The sequence below is a fragment of the Pseudonocardia hierapolitana genome, from assembly GCF_007994075.1.
GTDB classification, from domain to species: domain Bacteria; phylum Actinomycetota; class Actinomycetes; order Mycobacteriales; family Pseudonocardiaceae; genus Pseudonocardia; species Pseudonocardia hierapolitana.
In genome coordinates this window covers 8,602,420-8,620,747 of the sequence record NZ_VIWU01000001.1, presented here as the reverse complement: position 1 = coordinate 8,620,747, position 18,328 = coordinate 8,602,420, and the positions used below count along the sequence as shown (strand labels likewise).

At 71.3% G+C, this 18,328-nt stretch carries 21 protein-coding genes, 4 tRNA genes and 1 pseudogene; 11 read left to right on the top strand and 15 right to left on the bottom strand.

Annotation, left to right across the window (positions count from 1 at the left end):
• The first annotated feature begins 279 nt into the window (after positions 1-279).
• Genes FHX44_RS40715 through FHX44_RS40700 form a run of 5 tightly spaced genes read left to right on the top strand, consistent with a single transcriptional unit; the run spans position 280 to position 4,466 of the window.
• Positions 280-1,212 carry an LLM class flavin-dependent oxidoreductase gene (locus tag FHX44_RS40715; protein ID WP_147260624.1) on the top strand — a complete coding sequence of 311 codons (933 nt, stop codon included), beginning with the start codon at positions 280-282 and terminating at the stop codon, positions 1,210-1,212.
• Complete coding sequence (locus tag FHX44_RS40710) at positions 1,212-1,940, top strand: SLAC1 family transporter (protein ID WP_212612882.1); 729 nt, start codon at positions 1,212-1,214, stop codon at positions 1,938-1,940. The genes FHX44_RS40715 and FHX44_RS40710 overlap by 1 nt, the downstream gene beginning before the upstream one ends.
• Positions 1,940-2,248, top strand: coding sequence for a TDT family transporter (locus FHX44_RS42965; protein ID WP_212612881.1), 309 nt, complete (start codon positions 1,940-1,942; stop codon positions 2,246-2,248). The genes FHX44_RS40710 and FHX44_RS42965 overlap by 1 nt, the downstream gene beginning before the upstream one ends.
• The gene (locus tag FHX44_RS40705; protein ID WP_147260623.1) at positions 2,248-3,228 is read left to right on the top strand and encodes an NADPH:quinone reductase; all 981 of its coding nucleotides are present in this window, start codon (positions 2,248-2,250) and stop codon (positions 3,226-3,228) included. Before FHX44_RS42965 ends, FHX44_RS40705 begins: the two co-directional genes overlap by 1 nt.
• A 20-nt stretch (positions 3,229-3,248) precedes the next feature.
• Entirely contained in the window at positions 3,249-4,466 is a 1,218-nt protein-coding gene (locus FHX44_RS40700; RefSeq protein WP_147260622.1) for a low temperature requirement protein A, read from the top strand.
• Between the two features lie 68 nt (positions 4,467-4,534).
• Here the strand turns inward: FHX44_RS40700 and FHX44_RS40695 are convergent, their stop codons facing one another.
• The gene (locus FHX44_RS40695) at positions 4,535-5,719 is read right to left on the bottom strand and encodes an alpha/beta hydrolase family protein (RefSeq protein ID WP_147260621.1); all 1,185 of its coding nucleotides are present in this window, start codon (positions 5,717-5,719) and stop codon (positions 4,535-4,537) included.
• Between the two features lie 27 nt (positions 5,720-5,746).
• Entirely contained in the window at positions 5,747-6,373 is a 627-nt protein-coding gene (locus tag FHX44_RS40690; protein ID WP_147260620.1) for an isochorismatase family protein, read from the bottom strand.
• Positions 6,374-6,526: 153 nt separating this feature from the next.
• Between FHX44_RS40690 and FHX44_RS40685 the strand changes: the two genes are divergently transcribed.
• Both FHX44_RS40685 and FHX44_RS40680 read left to right on the top strand, forming a co-directional pair.
• Positions 6,527-7,063: a YceI family protein gene (locus tag FHX44_RS40685; RefSeq protein WP_147260619.1), complete on the top strand. Its 537-nt coding sequence runs from the start codon at positions 6,527-6,529 to the stop codon at positions 7,061-7,063.
• Between the two features lie 50 nt (positions 7,064-7,113).
• Positions 7,114-8,232: an NAD(P)-dependent alcohol dehydrogenase gene (locus FHX44_RS40680; RefSeq protein WP_147260618.1), complete on the top strand. Its 1,119-nt coding sequence runs from the start codon at positions 7,114-7,116 to the stop codon at positions 8,230-8,232.
• Positions 8,233-8,247: 15 nt separating this feature from the next.
• Here the strand turns inward: FHX44_RS40680 and FHX44_RS40675 are convergent, their stop codons facing one another.
• From FHX44_RS40675 to FHX44_RS40645, 6 genes are all read right to left on the bottom strand, one after another.
• Positions 8,248-8,748, bottom strand: coding sequence for a MarR family winged helix-turn-helix transcriptional regulator (locus tag FHX44_RS40675; protein WP_212612880.1), 501 nt, complete (start codon positions 8,746-8,748; stop codon positions 8,248-8,250).
• A 604-nt stretch (positions 8,749-9,352) separates the two neighbouring features.
• On the bottom strand, positions 9,353-9,604 hold the full coding sequence (locus FHX44_RS40670) for an alpha/beta fold hydrolase (RefSeq protein WP_425469174.1): 252 nt from the start codon (positions 9,602-9,604) through the stop codon (positions 9,353-9,355).
• 1,123 nt (positions 9,605-10,727) lie between these two features.
• A tRNA-Val gene (locus FHX44_RS40660) sits at positions 10,728-10,799 on the bottom strand.
• Between the two features lies 1 nt (position 10,800).
• Positions 10,801-10,872: transfer RNA gene (locus FHX44_RS40655), tRNA-Cys, on the bottom strand.
• 77 nt (positions 10,873-10,949) lie between these two features.
• Positions 10,950-11,022, bottom strand: a tRNA-Gly gene (locus FHX44_RS40650).
• Between the two features lie 104 nt (positions 11,023-11,126).
• On the bottom strand, positions 11,127-11,555 hold the full coding sequence (locus FHX44_RS40645) for an SsgA family sporulation/cell division regulator (RefSeq protein ID WP_147260616.1): 429 nt from the start codon (positions 11,553-11,555) through the stop codon (positions 11,127-11,129).
• Positions 11,556-11,777: 222 nt separating this feature from the next.
• On the opposite strand from FHX44_RS40645, the gene FHX44_RS44400 reads away from it, so the two are divergent.
• Both FHX44_RS44400 and FHX44_RS40635 read left to right on the top strand, forming a co-directional pair.
• Positions 11,778-12,191, top strand: a complete 414-nt coding sequence (locus FHX44_RS44400; protein WP_147261882.1) for a TIGR02611 family protein — start codon at positions 11,778-11,780, stop codon at positions 12,189-12,191.
• Positions 12,192-12,211: 20 nt separating this feature from the next.
• A tRNA-Val gene (locus tag FHX44_RS40635) sits at positions 12,212-12,283 on the top strand.
• 70 nt (positions 12,284-12,353) lie between these two features.
• Here the strand turns inward: FHX44_RS40635 and FHX44_RS40630 are convergent.
• From FHX44_RS40630 to FHX44_RS40605, 7 genes and pseudogenes are all read right to left on the bottom strand, one after another.
• The gene (locus FHX44_RS40630) at positions 12,354-12,806 is read right to left on the bottom strand and encodes a tyrosine-type recombinase/integrase (protein WP_147260615.1); all 453 of its coding nucleotides are present in this window, start codon (positions 12,804-12,806) and stop codon (positions 12,354-12,356) included.
• A gap of 99 nt (positions 12,807-12,905) precedes the next feature.
• A complete protein-coding gene (locus FHX44_RS40625; RefSeq protein ID WP_147260614.1) occupies positions 12,906-13,886 on the bottom strand; it encodes an AraC-like ligand-binding domain-containing protein in 981 nt (326 codons plus the stop codon).
• Positions 13,887-14,101: 215 nt separating this feature from the next.
• A complete protein-coding gene (locus tag FHX44_RS40620; protein ID WP_147260613.1) occupies positions 14,102-14,425 on the bottom strand; it encodes an NIPSNAP family protein in 324 nt (107 codons plus the stop codon).
• A 99-nt stretch (positions 14,426-14,524) separates the two neighbouring features.
• Positions 14,525-14,911, bottom strand: a complete 387-nt coding sequence (locus FHX44_RS40615) for a nuclear transport factor 2 family protein (protein WP_147260612.1) — start codon at positions 14,909-14,911, stop codon at positions 14,525-14,527.
• A complete protein-coding gene (locus tag FHX44_RS43695) occupies positions 14,908-15,360 on the bottom strand; it encodes a hypothetical protein (RefSeq protein WP_246171072.1) in 453 nt (150 codons plus the stop codon). The genes FHX44_RS40615 and FHX44_RS43695 overlap by 4 nt, the downstream gene beginning before the upstream one ends.
• A 160-nt stretch (positions 15,361-15,520) precedes the next feature.
• Positions 15,521-15,637, bottom strand: a pseudogene (locus FHX44_RS43690) (TetR/AcrR family transcriptional regulator); the annotation flags it as partial.
• A 19-nt stretch (positions 15,638-15,656) separates the two neighbouring features.
• Positions 15,657-16,886 carry an FAD-dependent monooxygenase gene (locus tag FHX44_RS40605; protein WP_147260611.1) on the bottom strand — a complete coding sequence of 410 codons (1,230 nt, stop codon included), beginning with the start codon at positions 16,884-16,886 and terminating at the stop codon, positions 15,657-15,659.
• A gap of 27 nt (positions 16,887-16,913) precedes the next feature.
• Here FHX44_RS40605 and FHX44_RS40600 point away from each other — a divergent pair, with 27 nt between their 5' ends.
• Together FHX44_RS40600 and FHX44_RS40595 are read left to right on the top strand one after the other, a co-directional pair.
• Positions 16,914-17,774, top strand: coding sequence for a TetR/AcrR family transcriptional regulator (locus FHX44_RS40600; protein ID WP_246170863.1), 861 nt, complete (start codon positions 16,914-16,916; stop codon positions 17,772-17,774).
• Between the two features lie 154 nt (positions 17,775-17,928).
• Entirely contained in the window at positions 17,929-18,237 is a 309-nt protein-coding gene (locus FHX44_RS40595) for a hypothetical protein (protein ID WP_147260610.1), read from the top strand.
• The last annotated feature ends 91 nt before the right edge of the window (positions 18,238-18,328 follow it).

Here is an 18,328-nt window from a genome sequence, read left to right as displayed (position 1 = left end):
CTGTCGACCGCGAGCGGCATCGGGGGCGTCACCGCCGGACGTGCGGGTGTGGCGGGGGGCGTGCGGGCCGGGCTGCCGGCCTGGCTCATCGGCCAGATCGGTACGACAGTACGGTAGCACCGTACCGACAAGCCTGATCGGGCCTGTGAGGTCGCGGGTGCTCAGTCGGCCCGGGGCGGCTTGCATATAGTCACCTAACTTGATAGTCCTATATGGTGACGAGTTGTCCGAGTCGGCGCGGCCCACGCGCCCGTCCGGCCTCGTGAGGAGGAGAACCCCGTGACAGACCTGCGGTTCGGCGTCTCCTTGGTCCCCACCCGCGATCTCGACGCGACCCGCCGGTTGGCGGCGGTGGCCGAGCAGGCGGGCCTGGAGTACATCGGCGTCCAGGACCACCCCTACGTGGCGCGCTACCTCGACGCGTTCGTCGTCATGGGCGACCTGCTCGCCCGCACTGAGCGCATCCAGGTGTTCCCGGATGTGGCCAACCTGCCGCTCCGCCCGCCCGCCGTGCTTGCCCGGACGGCGAGCGCGCTGAGCCGGGTGTCCGGGGGTCGTTTCCAGCTCGGCCTCGGCGCGGGCGGCTACTGGGACGCGATCGAGTCCATGGGTGCGGCCCGGCGCACCCCGCCCGAGGCGCTGCGCGCGCTGGAGGAGGCGGTCTCGATCGTGCGCGGGCTGTGGCGCGCCGACACACGCGTCGACCACGACGGCGAGTTCTACCGGGTGCACGGGGTCGGCGGTCAGGAGCCGGGGCCCGACGGCGTGGAGATCTGGGTCGGGGCACAGGGCCCGCGCAGCCTCGCGTTGACCGGACGGCTCGCCGACGGCTGGGCGGCTCCGATCCCGTCGTACCTGCCCTACGAGCGGTGGGCCGGGAGCAACGAGGCACTGGACCGGGCGGCGCGCGAGGCCGGCCGGGATCCCGCGGACGTCCGGCGGATCGCACAGCTCGTCGGAACCGTCGAGGTGGGGGCGGTGGCGAGCGGGCCGCTCGGGCGGTCGGGCGACGATCCGGTCCGCGCCGACGTCGCGGGCTGGGTCGAGCTGGTGACCCGGCTGGCCACCGAGCAGCCGTTCACGACGTTCGTGCTGTGGCCGCAAGGGGCCGACGAGCGGCAGATCCGGCTCTTCGCCGAGGAGGTCGCGCCCGCCGTCCGGGAGCGCGTGGGGCCGGGACGTGCCGCGGCACTGCGGACCGCGGGGGAGTGATGGTCCGGATACCCCCCAACACCTTCGGCGCGGCGTTCGGGCTGTGCGGGCTGGCGGGCACCTGGTCGGTGGCGGCCGAGGCGGGGCTCGCGCCGGCGTGGATCGGGCAGGCGTTGCTGGCCGTCGCCGCGGTCACCTGGCTGGCCGTGCTCGCCGGCTACCTCGGCTGGGCGCTCGGGCCCGCCGGATCGCTCCGCGCCGACCTGACCCACCCGGTCCTGTCGCCGTTCCTGTCGCTCGCCTTGATCACGCCGATGATCCTGGCCTCGGCCGGGCTCGCCCCGCTCGCCCCCACGGCCGGTGCCGTGCTGACGGACCTGTTCATCGTCCTCACCGTGCTCCACGGGGCGTGGTTCACCGGGCAGATGATCTACGGCGAGTACGCGCTCGACCAGGTGCACCCCGGCTACTTCCTGCCGACCGTCGCCGGCGGGCTGGTCGCCGCCACGAGCGCCGCCGAGGTGGGGCAGCCCGCGCTGGGCCGAGTGATGCTCGGTTACGGCACGGTCTGCTGGCTCGTGCTCGGGTCGATCATCCTGGCCCGGCTGTTCTTCCGCCCGGCGCTCCCGGCGGCGCTCGCGCCCACGCTCGCGATCGAGGTCGCCCCCGCCGCCGTGGCGAGCCTGGCCTGGTTCGCGCTGCACGGCGGCGCCGTCCGGCCTGGTTCGCGCTGCACGGCGGCGCCGTCGACGCGGTCGCGCAGTTCCTGGCCGGCTACGGCGTGCTGATGGCCCTCGCCCAGCTGCGGCTGCTGCCCGTCTTCCTCCGGCTGAGGTTCTCGATCGGATTCTGGGCGTTCACGTTCGCCTGGGCGGCCGTGGCGTCGGTCGCGCTGCACTGGCTGGTCACGACCACCCCGCCCGGTCACGTCGTGTGGTCGTGGGTCGTACTGGCTGCCGTCACGGTCCTGGTCGGCGCGATCGCCGTGCGCTCGGTCGTGGCGCTCGTGGCGGGCACGCTGTTCCCGCCGAACCCCCGCGCGGTGCCGGTGGCCGCGCCCCCGGCCGGCCGGGCCCTCGAGGAGGCGGGTCGCTGATGCGCGCCGCCTACTACGAGGAGCAGGGTCCCGCGCACGAGGTCGTGCGGGTGGGCGAGGTGCCGACGCCCGAGCCCGGCCCCGGCGAGGTCCGGGTGCGGGTCGCGGTGTCCGGCGTGCACGTCGGCGACGTCGGCAAGCGGCGCGGCTACTGGGGTTCGACCATGACCTACCCCCGAGTGATCCCGCACGGCGACGGCGCGGGCACCGTCGACGCCGTCGGGCCCGGCGTCGACCCCGCGCGCGTCGGCGAACCCGTCTGGGTCTACCTCGCGCAGTCCTACCGCCCGTTCGGCACCGCCGCCGAGTACACGGTCGTGCCCGCCGGGCATGCGGTGCGGCTCCCGGACGGCGTGGGGTGGGAGCAGGCCGCCGTGGTCGGCATCCCCGGCATCACCGGTCACCGCGCCGTGTTCGCGAGCGGCCCCGCCGCCGGGCGCACGGTGCTCGTCACCGGCCCGCTGGGCGGCGTGGGCCGGGCGGCCCTCGCCGTCGCACGCCGGGGCGGCGCGACCGTCGTCGCGACGGTCCGGCGCGCCGAGCAGGTCGACGAGGTGCTCGCCGCGGGCGCGCACCACGTCGTCGTGCTGGGAGCGGACGCCGCACGGCAGATCCGCGCGATCGCACCCGACGGCGTGGACCGCGTCGCCGAGATCGACCTCGCCGGCAACGCCGCTCTCGATGTGGAGATCCTCGCGGTCGGCGGCACGATCGCGACCTACGCGACGGGCGACCCGGGCGCGTCCCTGCCGTATTGGCCGCTCGCATTCCGCAACATCACGGTCCAGTTCCTCAGCAACGACGACTTCCCCGAACCGGCCAACGAGCATGCCGCCCGCGACCTCACCGCGGCCCTCGCGGCGGGCGACCTGCGCTACCCGATCGCGGCGCGCTTCCCGCTCGAACGCACCGCCGACGCGCAGGACGCCGCCGAGCGCACCGGCGCGGCCGGCCGGGTCGTGGTCGAGATCGACGCATGACGACCAGAGGAAGAAGGAGCATGGCCACCCCGCGCCGCAGGCGGTTCGAGACGGTGAGCGAGGGCGCCACCGTCACGACGCTCGAGCTGTTCTTCGACCTGGTGTTCGTGTTCGCGCTCACCCGCGTCACCGACTGGATGGCCGAGGACACCTCGGCCGAGGCGGTGCTGCGCGGCGTGCTGATCCTGATCGTCCTGTGGTGGGCGTGGGTCGCCTACTCGTGGCTGGGCAACGTCGCGAAGGCCGACGAGGGGGTGATCCGGCTCAGCGTGTTCCTCGCGATGATGGCGGTGTTCGTCGGGGCGATCACCATCCCCGAGGCGTTCCACGACCTGCCGGGCGGGCTGTCGGGGCCGGTGGTGTTCGCCGTCGCGTACTTCTGCGTGCGTGTGGTGCACCTGGCGATGTACTGGGTGTGCAGCGGCGAGGACTCGCAGCTGCGCGGGCAGATCGTGCGGGTCGTGCCGTCCGCGGTGCTGGGAACGGTGCTGCTGCTGGTCGCGTCGCAGACCGATGGCTGGGTGCAGACCGCGTTCTGGGTGGCGGCGATCGTCGGCGACTACGTCGGCACCGCGCTGGCCGGCGCCTCCTGGCGGCTCAACTCGGCCCGCCACTTCGCCGAGCGCCACGGGCTGATCATCATCGTGGCGCTGGGCGAGTCGATCGTGTCCATCGGCATCGGGGTGGCGGAGCTGCCGATCTCCTGGCCGATCATCGCCGGCAGCGCGCTGGGCCTGGTCGTCGCGGGTGCGCTGTGGTGGCTCTACTTCGACGTCGTCACGCTGCGCGCCGAGCACGCGCTGACCGAGGCCGGCGGGGAACGGCAGATCCGCATGGCCCGCGGCGGGTACACCTACCTGCACCTGCCGATGGTCATCGGGGTCATCCTGATGTCGCTCGGGCTGAAGAAGGCCCTGCTCTACATCGGTGGCGGCGAGGGGCACTCGCTCCTCGACCCGCTCTACGGCATCCCGCTCGCGGCGCTCTACGGCGGGGCGGTGCTGTACGTGGTCACGCACGTCGGCTTCACCCGGTACGTCCTGGGCACGGTCAACCCGGTCCGGCTGGTCGTCGGAACGGTGCTGCTGCTCGCGATCCCGCTGGTCGCGACGCTCCCGGCGATGGCGTCCCTCGGCATCCTCGCCGCCGTCCTCTGCGCGCTGGTGGCCTACGAGATCCACCACTACCGCGAGGTGCGCCAGCACGTTCGGCACGGGGGACCGTCGGGTCGGTCGTGAGCGCGGGCCGGCGGCTCCGACTCGGCCGGGCCGGGCGCACCCTCGCGCCCGGCCCGGCCGCACCGGTGTCAGCCGGCGTCCGGCGGCGTGGTCCCGAGGCGCTCGGTGATCCACGTGCGGACCGCGGGCCAGATCACGGGGTTGGCCGGGTCAACGGTGTCGAAGTGGCGGGCCCCGGCGTACTCGACGAACTCGGCCCGGCCGCCCTGCGCCGTGATCGACTCGGCGAAGGTGCGGCTGTAAGCGGCGGGGACGGCTTCGTCCGCGTCGCCGTGCACGGCCAGCACCGGCACCCCGCCGTCGCGCATCTGCGCGGGCGAGGTGACGGCGAGGCGTTCCGGGTCCTCGTCGACGTGCGCGCCCACCAGCAACGGGACGATCCCGTCCGCCACCGTCGCGGCGACCGCCGGCCACACCTGCGGCCGGGCGGGGGGCGGAGCTCCCCAGATCGGTTCGGCGTCGGTGTCCGCGAGGTCGGTGCCGAACTTCTCGCCGTCCGCCGCGACCAGGTCGAGCACCCCGGACAGCGACACCACCCCGACCGGCCGCACGTGCGGGCCCGCGCCGACCGCGCCCGCCGGCAGCCCACCACGCAGCCCGGCCCACGTCGCGAGGTGGCCGCCGGCCGAGTGGCCGACCAGCACGACCCGCTCCGCGTCGACGGCCGGATCGATGCCGGCCATCGCGTCCACCGCCGCGGCGACGTCGGCGAACGTGCCCGGCCACCCGCCGCCGTCCTCTCCCACCCGGCGGTAGTCGACGTTGTAGACCGCGACCCCGAGGGACAGCAGGTCCACGACCACCGGCAGGATCTGCCTGCGGTCCCACATCGCGGCCCAGTAGCCGCCGTGGAACAGCACCACCCCCGGGAAGGGGCCGGGGCCCGCGGGCAGGTACAGCTCGCCCACCTGCGAGGGGTGCGGCCCGTACGCGACTGTCCGCACCGCGCGCGGCCCGTCCTCGGCGTCGTCGTAACGCGTGCCGCGGCGGACCTCGACCAGCGAGTCGATCGTCGCGAAGAACGCCGCGATCTCCGGGCGGTTGCCCCCCTTCGCCGTCGACTCGTCGTAGGCGGCGTCGTCGGTCCACTCGACGGCGTCGAGCCAGGTCCGCTCGCCCAATCGGATCAGCTTCGCGGCCACGAAGCCGCGGCGGTCCGCGCGGAACGCCTCGATCATGGCGTGGCGCGCCGCCAGCATGTCGGACGTGCGGTCGTCGGCGACGTCGAACGTCGTGAGCTCGATGACGGACATTGCCAGCTCTCCTTGCTCGGTTCCGGCTCAGGCCGTGGTGAGGGCCTGGGCGATCTGGCCGACCAGCACGGCGAACGGCATGTCGAGCGCCCCGTAGACCTCGCCGGCGAGCGGGTCGGAGTTGTCGGCGAGGATTTCGACGATCGCGGTGGCGTGGTCGACCGGGACGACGCCGGCCTGCTGCATTCTCAGCAGCCCGGCCTCGCGCTTGGTCTGCGAGAAGGTGCCCGAGGCATCGATCGCGGCGTAGGCGTCGAAGCCGTCGGCGGTGGCGCTGATCGCCGGGAAGGCCAGGCAGACCTCGGTCGAGATGCCGGTGACGATGAGCTTCCGGCGCCCCGTCGCGCGGACCGCCTCGACCACCCGCGGGTCGTCCCATGCGTTGACGGTGGAGCGGTCGATGACGGGGAGGTCGGCGGGCAGCACCGCGGCCAGCTCGGGGATCGTCGGCCCCCACATGCTGTCGGCGGCCGTCGTGGTGGCGATGATCGGCAGGCCCAGCACCTGCGCGGCCCTGACCAGGGCGACCACGTTGTGCTTCAGCTCGGCGAGCGGGATGTCGCGGACCCCGCTGTAGAGGCCGACCTGGTGGTCGACCAGCAGGAGCGCGGCGTTGTCCCGCGTCAGGCGTTCGGTGAACTTGGTGTCGCTCACGGATCCTCCGGAAACCGTCGGTTTTGGGCAGGGCGGTGAACGCCCGGCGCGGGCAACGCTGCTTGACGGGGCCGCTCGCCGCCCTGTAGTCACTAGATCGTACAGTCACCAACAATTACTAACGTCGGGGTGTTCCGGCGTGGAGGAGCAGCCATGAGCATCGAGATCCCCGCGGGTCGGTACGCCCTCGACCCGGTCCACTCGTCCCTCCAGTTCGCCGCCCGCTTCGTGGCCGCGCGCGTGCGGGGGACGTTCGGCGGGCTGTCCGGAGCCCTGGAGATCGCCGACGACCTGGCGAAGTCCGCCGTCCAGGTGCAGATCGACCTCGCCACCCTGTCGACCGGCGTCGGCGCCCGCGACGACCACCTGCGGTCGGCCGACTACTTCGACACGGCGAACCACCCGGCCGCCACGTTCGTCTCGACCGGCCTCGTCGAGGACGGAGACCGGTTCCTGCTGGCCGGCGACCTGACCATCCGGGGCGCGACCCGGCCCGTCGAGCTGGAGGTGCGGTTCACCGGCGACGGCGAGGACCAGACCGGAGCCTTCCGCGTGGGCTTCGCGGCCTCGGGGCGCGTCTCGCGGTCCGCGTTCGGCGTGAACGGCAACGTCTCCGCGGCGGGCGGTCCGCTCCTCGTCGGGGACACGGCGGAGATCACCCTGGAGCTCCAGGCCGTCCGCGAGAGCTGATCCGCCCGACCCCGCCCGAACCAGCTCGCAGAACCTGGAGCAGCGCGCCGATGAGCCGCAGGACCACCGCCATGACGATCAGCGCAGCGGGTGCGACGTTCACCCGCAGGGAGTTGACGATCGACGACCCCGCCGCCGGCGAGGTGCTCGTCCGCATCGAGGCCGTCGGCATGTGCCACGCCGACCTCGCCGTGCGGGCGGGGGAGTTCCCGTTCCCGCTGCCGGGTGTCGCGGGCCACGAGGGCGCCGGACGGGTCGAGGCCGTCGGGGCGGGGGTGACCTCGGTGCGCCCCGGCGACCGGGTCATGCTGACCTTCGACTCGTGCGGGCACTGCGTGTGGTGCGTGTCCGGGGAGCCGTCGCGCTGCCTGGAGTTCGTGGCCCACAACTTCACGAACGGCGCCCGCCCGGACGGCTCGCCCACGCTGTGGGACGGCGGCACGCCGGTGCACGGCAGCTTCTTCGGCCAGTCGTCCTTCGCGAGCTACGCGCTGGCCCGTGAGCGCAACACCGTCCGGGTCCCCGACGTGGCGTCCGACGTGCCGTCCGAGGTGCTGGCGCCGCTGGGCTGCGGTGTGCAGACCGGCGCGGGAGCGGTGCTGAACGTGCTGGCCCCCGAGGCGGGCAGCGCGGTGGCCGTCTTCGGCGCGGGTGTGGTGGGGCTGTCGGCGGTGATGGCGGCGGCGATGCTGCCCGTCGGGCGGATCGTCGTCGTCGACGTGCAGGACTCGCGCCTCGACGTGGCCCGCGCGCTGGGCGCCACCGACGTCGTCAACTCCCGCACCGAGGACGCCCGCGAGCGGGTCACGCGCCTCACCGGCGGAGGCCCGCAGTACCTTGTCGAGAGCAGCGGGGTGCCCGCGGTGCTGGCCGAGGCGATCCGCAGCCTCGGGATCGGCGGCACCGCCGCGGTCGTGGGCGTGCCCCCGTTCGGCGTCACCGCTGCGATTGACGTGGCCGACCTCGTCAACGGCAGCAAGCGCATCGTCGGTGTCGTCGAGGGGCGCAGCAACCCGCCGGTCTTCCTGCCCCGGCTGGCCGAGCTCGTGGCGATGGGCCGGCTGCCGGTGGGACGGCTCGTGGGCACCTTCCCGCTGGAGGAGGTCGAGATGGCGGCGGAGGCCATGAAGGCGGGCACCACGATCAAGCCGGTGCTCGTGCCGGGGTGAACGGGTGGCTTCGGCTCAGGGCTCCTCGGCCGCGGGCACGTCGTCCCGTTCGACGGCGCGCTGCTGCTCCACCACGAAGCGGAAGTCCGCGAGGAACCGGTCGTAGGTGTCCGAGCCGAGCAAGCGCCGGTGCCGCTCGGCGATCTCGGCCATGATCGCGTCCGCCGTCCGCATCTGCGCGCGGCCGCGTTCGGTCGGGACCACGAGCTTCGCGCGCCGGTCGTCGGGGTCGGGCCGGCGCTCGACGTAACCCAGCGCCTCCAGCTCGTCGACGTTCTTGCCGATGACCTGCTTGTGCTGGCCCGACAGGCGGGCCAGCTCGGTGGCGCGGATCCCGTCCAGGCGCAGGTAGGCCAGGACGGCGCCGTGGCGGGGGGCGATGTCGGCGAAGCCCTCCCGGTGGAGCCGCCGGAAGAGCTCGCCCTGCACCGAGAACAGCAACCGGCCGGCGAGCACACCGAGGTCGGTCGCGGCGTCCCTGCGCTCCCCGTCCTCCGGCGTTCCGCCGTCCGTCACCGCAGCCTCCCCGTGTCACCGGACGGGCGTACAGTACAAGGTCGAATCGGGTGGGACCCGGGAACGCGCGGACTGACCGCTGCACCGACCTGGTCGCCCGAGGGATGTCGACCGGCCTGGCGGCGCCGTCCCCGGGGTGGAACCCCGTGCACGGGGAGCACGCTGAAGCGGTCACAACTGAGATTGCCGGGACTTACATGCGTCAAGCCTCGCGCCTCAGTCGGCTCGACGCTCACCTCGCGACGCTCCTGACGGCCGCGGAGGGGGCGGAGATCGCCGCACGCCTACCGCCAACAAGTCCACCTTCGAGGCGGTCGACCTCTGACGAGGACGTGGCCTAACTCGGATCGCGGCAATGCGGCACAACTAACTAGGCGCAAGCCGGTCACTCATGCCGGTCCGTCACCGAGTCGTGCAACGGCGAGAGCAGCGATGTCGCCACAGTCGTGTGCCTCGATTGGCATCCGAAGCAACCGCAAGCCCACTGATCACCACTCGTGGCCGGTCACGTCGGGTTGGCTCTACCGCTTGCCTGTCATCGTGCCCCTGGCGGGCGACCGTGGTCGGCGAGCAGGCCCGGCAGGCAGGGCCTCGACGATGCTCGTCAGGCGACTGGGACGTCCGCGGGGGAGTGCAGGCCTGCGGAGGACTGCAGGCGACGGCGCAGTGATTGCAGGTCCGACTGCGCCGCCCTGGTGTCGGTGAGGAAGTGAGTCAGCTCGGCGAACCGAGTCGATTGCTCGGCGTGCGGGAAGTGCCCCGCCCCCTCGAAGATCTGCAGCCTGCTGCCCGGCAGCAGGTTGTGAGCAGCCACTGTGTGCTCGATCGGGATGATCGAGTCCCGGCTGCCGCCCACGAGCAGCACCGGGACCGAACCAGGTCACCTCACCGGCTGGATCCGCAGCGCTCCTCTCCCGGTCTGCGAGAACCCGCACCCCCGCCCGGAACCCGGTGAGCGCCCGGGGTCGCGGGTCCTCGGCTCGTCCCGATGCAGCCGCGGAGGTCATCGAGCGTGCGATGAGCTATCTCGACGAGCGCACAGCCCGTGCTGAGATCCAGGCGGAGACGGACGACGTGGATGCTGTGAGCGAGCGCCGTGATCTGCTCGACGACCTCGCCACGGTTCTCGCCAACGTGCGCGTTCCTGCAGCGGACGTCCCGGCACGGTTGCGCGACCTCGCGCCGAATGACGAGTCGTATCGACGCCTGACCGGCGTGAAGCTGCGCGAGGTGCTGGAGCGCGACCACGGCATCAAGGTGCCGTCGACCGGCAACCGCTACCCGGTCGACCCGCTGGCAATCCGTAGTCGAGTCGCCAACGGACCGCAGCCCGTGGGGCCGACGATGAGTAGCCCCAGGGATGCGCGAGTGAGGTCGGTTAGGTGCCAGCGAGGTCGACGAGACAGCCCTGATCTAGGGGCCGCTGAAGCCTGGACGGGACACCTCACACAACCTAACTTTCCTAACTATCCGCAGGTAGACGCCGTGGATGGCGGTCCCGTGGGGGAGGTTAGGAACCTAACTCGATCGCCGAGACCTAACTCAGGAGCTGACCGCACGCGCAACCGCAGCGCCGAGGATCGTGCGGAGCCGACGGTGGCACCTCCCGAAGGCCGCGAGCATGGGCGAGGGAAGAGGAGCGGGGTGCCGAGGGCGTCCAGAGCCGACACGGCGCGACGTGTGAAGGGGACGCGCCAACTCGTCGGCCTGTCGGCGGCGCGGCCTACGCCGACGTCTCCACGCGGACGCTGCGCCGCTACATCGCCCAAGGCAGGCTCACCGGCTACCGGGTCGGTCCCCGCCTGGTGAAGGTCGACCTGAGCGAGCTGGACCAGCTGGCCCGTCCCATCCCACGGCTCGTGGTCCAGGGTGACCGGGGCGCGTGGATCCGACGGATGGCACACGGGGCGTCTGGCACACAGCTGGCACGAAAAAAGGTCAGCCCCGGTGATACCGGGGCTGACCTGGTGTTACTGCGGTGGGCGATACTGGGATTGAACCAGTGACCTCTTCCGTGTCAAGGAAGCGCTCTCCCACTGAGCTAATCGCCCGAGGCGGAGGCGGGAATCGAACCCGCGTACAGGGCTTTGCAGGCCCTTGCCTAAGCCACTCGGCCACTCCGCCGGAGTCTGGATCCTCGTCCTTGGAGAGGTCCGTGGATTTCGATCCGTGGAGGTCCGACGGGACCCGAGGTTCCTCCGAGCGGACGACGGGACTCGAACCCGCGACCCTCACCTTGGCAAGGTGATGCGCTACCAGCTGCGCTACGTCCGCGTGTGCAGCGTTTCCGCTGCGGTGATGAGAGAACCTTAGCGCAGGCCCTGAGGGGGGATCAAACCGCCCCCCTCATCATGCGCGAAGGGCCTCTGACCTGCGCGTTAGTCGCGCGCCGGGTCGTTGAGGAGATCGGAGAGGGCCATGTCGAAGTCGAGCCAGTCGTACTCACGGCCGGACGGCACGGCGAGGTAGGTGCGGTGCAGGAAGTCGCCCAGCGTCTGCGCGCACGTCGTGAAGACGGCGTGGCCGGACGGCGAGGAGAGCTCGAGCTGCACCTTGCCCGGGTTGAGCGGCACCGGCTGGACCCGGACGTCACCGGTACCCGCCGGGGCGATCAGCCCGTCGTGTAGGAGGTCGCGGGCGAACACCCACTCGACCGCCGTGGTGGAGCCGGTCCGGAACGACGCCTGGACGGCGTAGGGATCCCGGCTGCTGTAGGTCAGTTCGACGTTGACGGGCACCGCCGGGGCGTCCGGAGCGATCAGTTCGAACACCGCCGGTGAGCAGATGACCGTGTGCTCGTCGCGCATCGTGCGTCCTCTTTCTGGGTCCCGCGTGGTTCGTCATGCAGAAAACGACCGTGCGTGGAAGGCGTGACGGGTCGAAGGGTGAAGTCCCCTCCACACGGGCCATCGGTCACTCTGACGGCGCAGTCCCCGGCGACGAGCGGTTCCGCAGGCGCGACGTGCGGCCGTCGCCCCCGGGCCGGATCAGTAGGATCGGGGCCGAGATCGAACGAGGCAGGTGGAGATCTGAGCGGCACCGAGGACGGGAAGAAGCTGAGCTTCCGCGCCCGCATCGAGGAGAAGGCCACGCTGCGACGGACCTACCGGGTGGGCGTGGCCGTGCTGGGCGGGCTCGTCCTCGCGGCGGGTGTGATCATGATCCCATACCCCGGCCCGGGCTGGCTCGTCGTGTTCGCCGGCCTCGCCATCCTCGCCACCGAGTTCCACTGGGCGCGCCGCGTGCTCCACTTCGCCCGCGGCAAGTACGACGCCTGGGCGGACTGGCTCGGACGTCAGCCAATGATCATTCGCCTGGCCGTGCTCGCCCTCACCGGCCTCGTGGTCGCGGCCACCCTGTACCTCCTCAACGCCTTCTACCTGGTGGCATCGCTGGTGGGGCTGGGACACTGGACCTGGTTGCAGAGCCCCTTCTTCGCGTGAGGTAAGGTCTTCGACGGCACGGGCGATTAGCTCAGGGGGAGAGCGCTTCGTTCACACCGAAGAGGTCACTGGTTCGATCCCAGTATCGCCCACGCAGGTCAGGGCCGGTGCACAGATCATGTGCACCGGCCCTTTTGCATGTGCGGGTGACTAGCTGAGTGACTACGTCCCTGCGACCGGGAAGATCCGGTCCATCGCCACCGCGCCGTGCTCGATCACGGGCCGGAGCTGATGCCGGTAGACCTTCTCCGTCACCGTGGTCCCGGTATGGCCGACCAACCGGGAGATCCGCTCGATCGGCACGCCCCCGTCCGACAGCAACGACACGAAGCTGTGACGTAGCTCGCGCGGCGTCCACTCCTCGGCCTTGAGGCCCGCCGCGCGGAGGATGCGCCGGACTGCGCGGCGCACGTTGCCCGCGCTCGTCTCGGTGCCGACTTCGGAGGCGAACACGAGGCCGTGCTCCTTCCAACGCGGCCCTGTTTTCGCGCGCAGGGCTTGCTGTCGCTCGCGCTGGGCGGACAGAGCGTCGACGGCCCGCTGAGGCAGTGCGAGTGAGCGTCTGGACCTCGTGGTCTTCGTGTCCCCGCTCGCGCGGACGGACCGCCACACCATGATGTGCGGCGGAACCGGTGGGGTGGCGCTGGGTTCCCCGGCAAGGGAGCGTCTCAAGGCCGACCCCGAAGCACCATGGTTCGACTACGGCCGCGTACCTCAGCGTCCAATGACACCCGGACGAAGCGCCTGCGCCCGGTAGTCACGTGGCGACATCCCGTACATCGCCCGGAAGGCGCGGCTCAACGAGGCGGGATCGGAGAGCCCCCACCGGGCGCCGATCGCGCTGACTCCGAGGTGTCCGAGCGACGGGTCGGCCAGCTCACGACGACACCCTTCGAGGCGCTGCTCCTTGCTCCAGCGTCCGACCGTCGTCCCCTCGGCCTCGAAGAGGCGGTAGAGGTAGCGCACCGAGATGTGGTTGGCGGTCGCGACGGCCTCCGGGCTGAGATCGGGCTGGTCGAGGTGCCGGCCGATCCAGGCCTGCACGGCGAGCAGCCGGGCACTCCTCAGAGTCTCGGGATCCACCGAGCCCAGCTCGAGACGTTCCCGGAAGAGCGTGCTCAGCAGGTCCGTGACGTTGACCCCGAGCCGCGCGGTGAGCGCGGGTTCTCCGGCGCTCATCAGATCGGCGATCCGGGCGAGGAAGGGCGACACCACGGAACCCAGGCCGTGGCGGCCGCTGATGGTGGTCGCGACGAGCTGCTCCATCGACGCGCGTGGCAGCCCGAGGCGATGTTCGGGGGCCATGATCACGAAGGTCTTGAAGGCCGGGTCGCGGTCGAACATGAGCGTGTAGGGGCGTGACGTGTCGTAGACGGTGAGATCGCCAGGCCGCAGGACGGCGTCGCGCCCGCCCTGGCTGATCCAGCCGACGCCGGCGGGCTGCAGACCTACCTTGTAGTGGCCCACGTCGGCACGTGCGATCATCCGGCGGGTTCGCAGGACCCGATGCGGGGCGGCCGTGACCTGGGTGAACTGGACGTCGGCCGCACGGGTGCTGACGAGCTCGGCATGGAACGCGCCTTCGGCGGCGGGCGCGCAGTCGAGCGGCACGAACGTGGACGAGATGGCGTCCGCCCAGAAGTCGAACTCCGCGCCGGCCCCCGCCTCGGTCGTGGACAGGCGGGTCGTTGTCATCAGAACCTCCTGGCCTCGCTGCCGGGTGGGAGCCGCGCGTCGGCGCTGGTCGGAGGCTACTTCATCGTTGCGCCGCCGGAAGCTCGGACGGCGTGAGTATCAGCAGCTTCTATCGTGCCGACCGCCGCCTGCACAGTCCCGCCTCCGCCCTGCCGGCACCGCACCAGGACCGTGTGACGCGCGGCGAGCCGTGGCGGCTTCCGGGTCCGGCGTTCCTACTGGAGGGGTGAGCTGGCCGTCGGGTTCAGTGTCAGCGTGTCGACCCGGCGGATCTTCGACACGTCGAATCCTTCGACATCGCTGCGGAACCCGGGGCTGTTCATGTACCGCTCGCCCAGCTCGGCGAGATCGCTGCCCTCCGGTGCGGAGACCAGGACGTACAGCCGCGGCTCCTCGTCCTGAGGGCTGGTCCAGAAGCCGTGCGGGTGGATGTCGAACTCCTTGAAGCTGGTCAGGTGCCGGGGGTAGATGACGTCCTTGTAGAAGTCCAGGTCTTCCCGGCTGGCCATGGTGTAGGTGCGCAACTCGTAGATGTCCATGCCGGTTCCTTCGAGTGGATGCGGTCCCGGAGCGGACCGGGTGCGGAGTGACAGAGCACGGTCTGTGCGTACGGGACGGGTGGACCTGGTCCGCTCGGGTCAGAGCCGGTTGTCCGGGGGGACCATCTGGTTGCGCAGGTTGGTGATGAGGCCCTCGGCGTTGACGCTCGCGCGCTCGATGCCGCTGTTGGTCAGTAGTCGGCCGTCGGTGGAGCGGGCTGCTTGGACCCAGTGGTACTCAAGCGTGCCGTCGTCGAGCACGGTGGTGGTCCAGAAGTGCGTGCTGTCGGCCATGTATCCGGTGATGCCCCGGTAGAGGGTCATGATCGCGGTGAGCCCGGTGACCGGCTCTTGCTCGTCGGTGAGCTGCACGGGGGCGTCGGGCGCGAAGATCGACCGAAGTTCCTCGAGTGCTGCCGGGTCGCGGGCTGCACGGTCGAAGATCGTGATGTAGCGGTCGATCGTGGTCTCGGTCGTCTGGGTCATAACTTTTTCTCCGTCGTCTCGTGGTTGGTTGTGATCAGGGTGAGCACGGCATCGCGCCGCTCGCGCAGCAGCTGCACGCCTTGCTGTGCGGCTGCGCGGACATCGGTCGGGCTGGCGGTCTCGGTGCCGAGCAGGGCGGTCACCGCGGCGGCCATGACCGTGTCGGGGGTGTCGATCGGGACGCCGCGCAGGACGGGCATGCTGGTGGTCGTCTGGATGAACCCGGTCATGAGCGCCTGCAGCGCGTATGCCTGAGCGTCGAGGGACCAGTCGGTACGAACAAGCCGGTACTTGCGCCAGATCGGCAGCACCGTGTCCATCAGCCCGGCAGGGCCGAGCCGGTCGAGCAGTTCCTTGCTGCGTGGGTGCCCGGCGAGGGCGCCCAGCAGGTCGGCGTCGCCCGCGAGCAGGGCGCGCGCGAACGGGCGGTCGAGGGCGTTGCGGACCATCCGCAACGCAGAGCAGGTGTGGGCGGGCGGCGTCCGGATCGGTGGTCAGAGCGTTGATCTCGTCGTCCACGCCGGCCAGGAAGTCCCGCGCGAACAGCCCGAGCAGCAGGTCTTCCTTGGTCTTCCAGTACAGGTAGGTGGTGCCCTTGCCGACGTGCGCCTTCTCGGTGATCTCGGCGATGGTCAGTCCCTTGACCCCGCGTTTGAGCACGAGTTCCCGGGCGGCGGTGAGAATCCGGGCGGCCGTGCGGGAGTCGTGTTCGGCCAGCGCTGTCATGGTCGCTTCGCGGTGGCACTCACGCTGCTGCTGCGGCGATGTCCAGCGACTTCATTCGCGCGTCGGCGCTGTCGGTCTTCGTCTTGGCGAGCAGCTTCTGGGCGATCGGTAGCCGGGACAGGTGGTTCACCACGGATCGGAGCAGCAGTTCCTTTTGGTTGGCCGGGGTGAAGAAGGAACGCATGCTCACCCCGCTGCGCAGGTGGTAATCGATGAACGGGCGCAGGTGTTCCTCCCAGTCCCGCAGCGCCGCCGGCACGTCGTCCGGGTGGCGTTCCAGCATGGTGCCCAGCAGGTCGGCCCCGGCCAGCCCGGTGGATGCGCCCATCCCGGAGTACAGCGTCAAGCACCACGCGGCGTCGCCGACGAGCACGACCCGGCCGCGGTGCCAGTGTTCGAGGTGCACCTGCTCGGCTGAGTCGAACAGGTGGTCCGGGGCCTTTTCGAACTGGTCGAGCAGCCAGCCGAGGGTCGAGCCGGTGGGCTCGGGGCCGTAGGCGGCGCGCAGCGAGTCGATGGCGGGACGGGTGAACTCCGCGTCGACGTCGTCGGTGCGGTAGGAGAACAGCACGGTCGGTGGCCGGTCGCTGAAGGAGAAGACCCACACCGAGCGGCCGGGTTCGGCCAGGATGAGGCCGTCCTGCTTGCGGTAGCCGGGTACCGGTTCGGGCAAGCTGAATGCCGCGATCATGTAGCCGAGTCGGTGGGTCCGGTTCTGCTCGGGTTCGAAGGCGAGCCTGCGCACGGTCGAGCGCAGGCCGTCGGCCCCGACCACCAGGTCGAACCGCTCGATGGTCGTGGTCTCCGTGTTCAGGTCGCGGATCTCGACGTCCACTCCGTCGAAGTCCTGGGCCAGCGCGGTCGGCACGGTCGCGTACCGGATCTCGGCCTCGTCGGGCAGGGCGGAGAAGGCGGCGTCCTCGATGTCGCCGCGCACCACCAGGCGATTCTTGCCGGGCAGGTTCGCGTAGCCCAGGCCGCGACGGCGCCGCCCGGTGCGGTCGATGTCGTAGGAGGCTCCGCTCGGGTCGGCGCGGTCCGGCACCGCACCCGCGATGCCGAGGCGTTCGGCGGCGGCGATCCCGGTCCCGAACAGGGCGATGAAGTATCCGCCGCGGCGGCGTTCGGGGGCCTTCTCCAGGACGACCACGTCCCAGCCCGCGCGGTGCAGTCGCAGCGCGGAGGCGGTCCCACTGATTCCGAGCCCGACGACCAGGGCCCGCTGTCGCGATGTCGTGTTCGTGTCCATGCCCCCACGCTAGTGAGACTGACCAGTTTGCTCATCTGGTCATTCGGTGACCTCGCACACACTCGTTGCGGTGCCCGACCGGCTCTCCGAGTCGCCCGGAGGAAGCGGACATCGCGCGAGCATGATGACGAGATCCGCATCAGCGGGCCCGTACTCGGCACCGGAAAGGAGGCGACCATGGCTGAACTAGCTGAACACGACTCCGGCACCGCCGCCCGGATCCTCGCCGCCGCCCGCGAGCTGGTGCTCAAACGCGGGGTCAAGGGGCTGACCATCGCCGAGATCGCCGAGAAGGCGCACGTCGGCAAGGGCACCGCGTACCTGTACTGGAAGACCAAGGACGACCTGCTGCTCGGGCTGTTCGCCCGGGACTTCCTGGCCGTCGTGGACGACGAGATCAAGACGTTGATTGCGGATCCAGAGGCGGCCCGACCGCGCCGGCTGTTCCCGCGGATGGCGCGGGTCGCCCTCGAGCGCCCGTTCGTGCGCGCGCTGCAAGCCGGCGACGCCGACCTGCTCGGCGCCCTCGCTCGGCACTCGCGTGCCGGCGAACTGCTGGACCAGCTCGGGCCGGTCGGGCTGGTGTACACGGTGCTGCCGGTCTGGCGGCAGCACCGGCTCGCCCGGACCGACTGGGCCCTGGAGGAACAGGCCTACGCGCTCCAATCCCTCATGGCCGGCTTCCTTGAAACCGCGACCCGCGCAGCCGTGCTGCGGGGCGTCACCGTCGACGCGTCCGACAAAGTCATGGCCGCCGCGGTGACCGCGCTTCTCGGCCCCGAACACGCTGATCCGGCCGACATCCGCGCAGCGGCCCGAGAAGGCATCGGTTTGCTTCGGGAGAAGCGCCAGATGGTGCTCGCCACCCTCGCGACGAGCGAAGGGTAGGCCCGATGCGGGGTGTTCAGGCGCCGCCGCCCAGCATGCGAACCGCTTGCCCGGTTCCGGGGCGGGTGCCAGCACGGCGATGTGCTTCTCGGTCACGTCCCCGTCGTTGTACTGCCGGTGCGGCACGTCGGCGGGCAACACGAGTCCCGACGACGTGCTTCTCGAGCGCGACCTCGACGGTGAGCTCGCCTTCGAGGACGAGGTAGTACTGGTCGAACTCGTGGGTGTGGATGCCAGGGCGGGCGCTACCAGGCCCGACTTCCATGTAGTTGACGACCGTGCGGTCCGAGCCGGACTCGGGGTCGGCGAGCGGCTGCATCCACAGACCGGGCAGCGGCTCGGCCAGGGCGGCCCGATCGACCCGGCGCACGGAACCCCGGCGGTCGGTCCGGTCCTCAACCGGCATATCGGCGGGCGAGTCGACCATGATCGCGATCTGCGCAGGGGCGACGGCGCGGAATGATCATCTCGAAATGGGTCTCGGCGCCGGGTCCCTCGTTCCAGTTGCAGCGCGCCAGCCCGGCGGGAATGAAGACCAGGCTGCCGGCCTCGAC

Bases quoted from the DNA above. Each gene is read 5' to 3' on its own strand.
- FHX44_RS40710 (WP_212612882.1), top strand. From the start codon at position 1,212: ATGGTCCGGATACCCCCCAACACCTTCGGCGCGGCGTTCGGGCTGTGC.
- FHX44_RS42965 (WP_212612881.1), top strand. From the start codon at position 1,940: ATGGCCCTCGCCCAGCTGCGGCTGCTGCCCGTCTTCCTCCGGCTGAGG.
- FHX44_RS40705 (WP_147260623.1), top strand. From the start codon at position 2,248: ATGCGCGCCGCCTACTACGAGGAGCAGGGTCCCGCGCACGAGGTCGTG.
- FHX44_RS40700 (WP_147260622.1), top strand. From the start codon at position 3,249: ATGGCCACCCCGCGCCGCAGGCGGTTCGAGACGGTGAGCGAGGGCGCC.
- FHX44_RS40695 (WP_147260621.1), bottom strand. From the start codon at position 5,719: ATGTCCGTCATCGAGCTCACGACGTTCGACGTCGCCGACGACCGCACG.
- FHX44_RS40685 (WP_147260619.1), top strand. From the start codon at position 6,527: ATGAGCATCGAGATCCCCGCGGGTCGGTACGCCCTCGACCCGGTCCAC.
- FHX44_RS40680 (WP_147260618.1), top strand. From the start codon at position 7,114: ATGAGCCGCAGGACCACCGCCATGACGATCAGCGCAGCGGGTGCGACG.
- FHX44_RS40645 (WP_147260616.1), bottom strand. From the start codon at position 11,555: ATGCGCGACGAGCACACGGTCATCTGCTCACCGGCGGTGTTCGAACTG.
- FHX44_RS40630 (WP_147260615.1), bottom strand. From the start codon at position 12,806: ATGGTGTGGCGGTCCGTCCGCGCGAGCGGGGACACGAAGACCACGAGG.
- FHX44_RS40625 (WP_147260614.1), bottom strand. From the start codon at position 13,886: ATGACAACGACCCGCCTGTCCACGACCGAGGCGGGGGCCGGCGCGGAG.
- FHX44_RS40620 (WP_147260613.1), bottom strand. From the start codon at position 14,425: ATGGACATCTACGAGTTGCGCACCTACACCATGGCCAGCCGGGAAGAC.
- FHX44_RS40615 (WP_147260612.1), bottom strand. From the start codon at position 14,911: ATGACCCAGACGACCGAGACCACGATCGACCGCTACATCACGATCTTC.
- FHX44_RS43695 (WP_246171072.1), bottom strand. From the start codon at position 15,360: ATGGTCCGCAACGCCCTCGACCGCCCGTTCGCGCGCGCCCTGCTCGCG.
- FHX44_RS40605 (WP_147260611.1), bottom strand. From the start codon at position 16,886: ATGGACACGAACACGACATCGCGACAGCGGGCCCTGGTCGTCGGGCTC.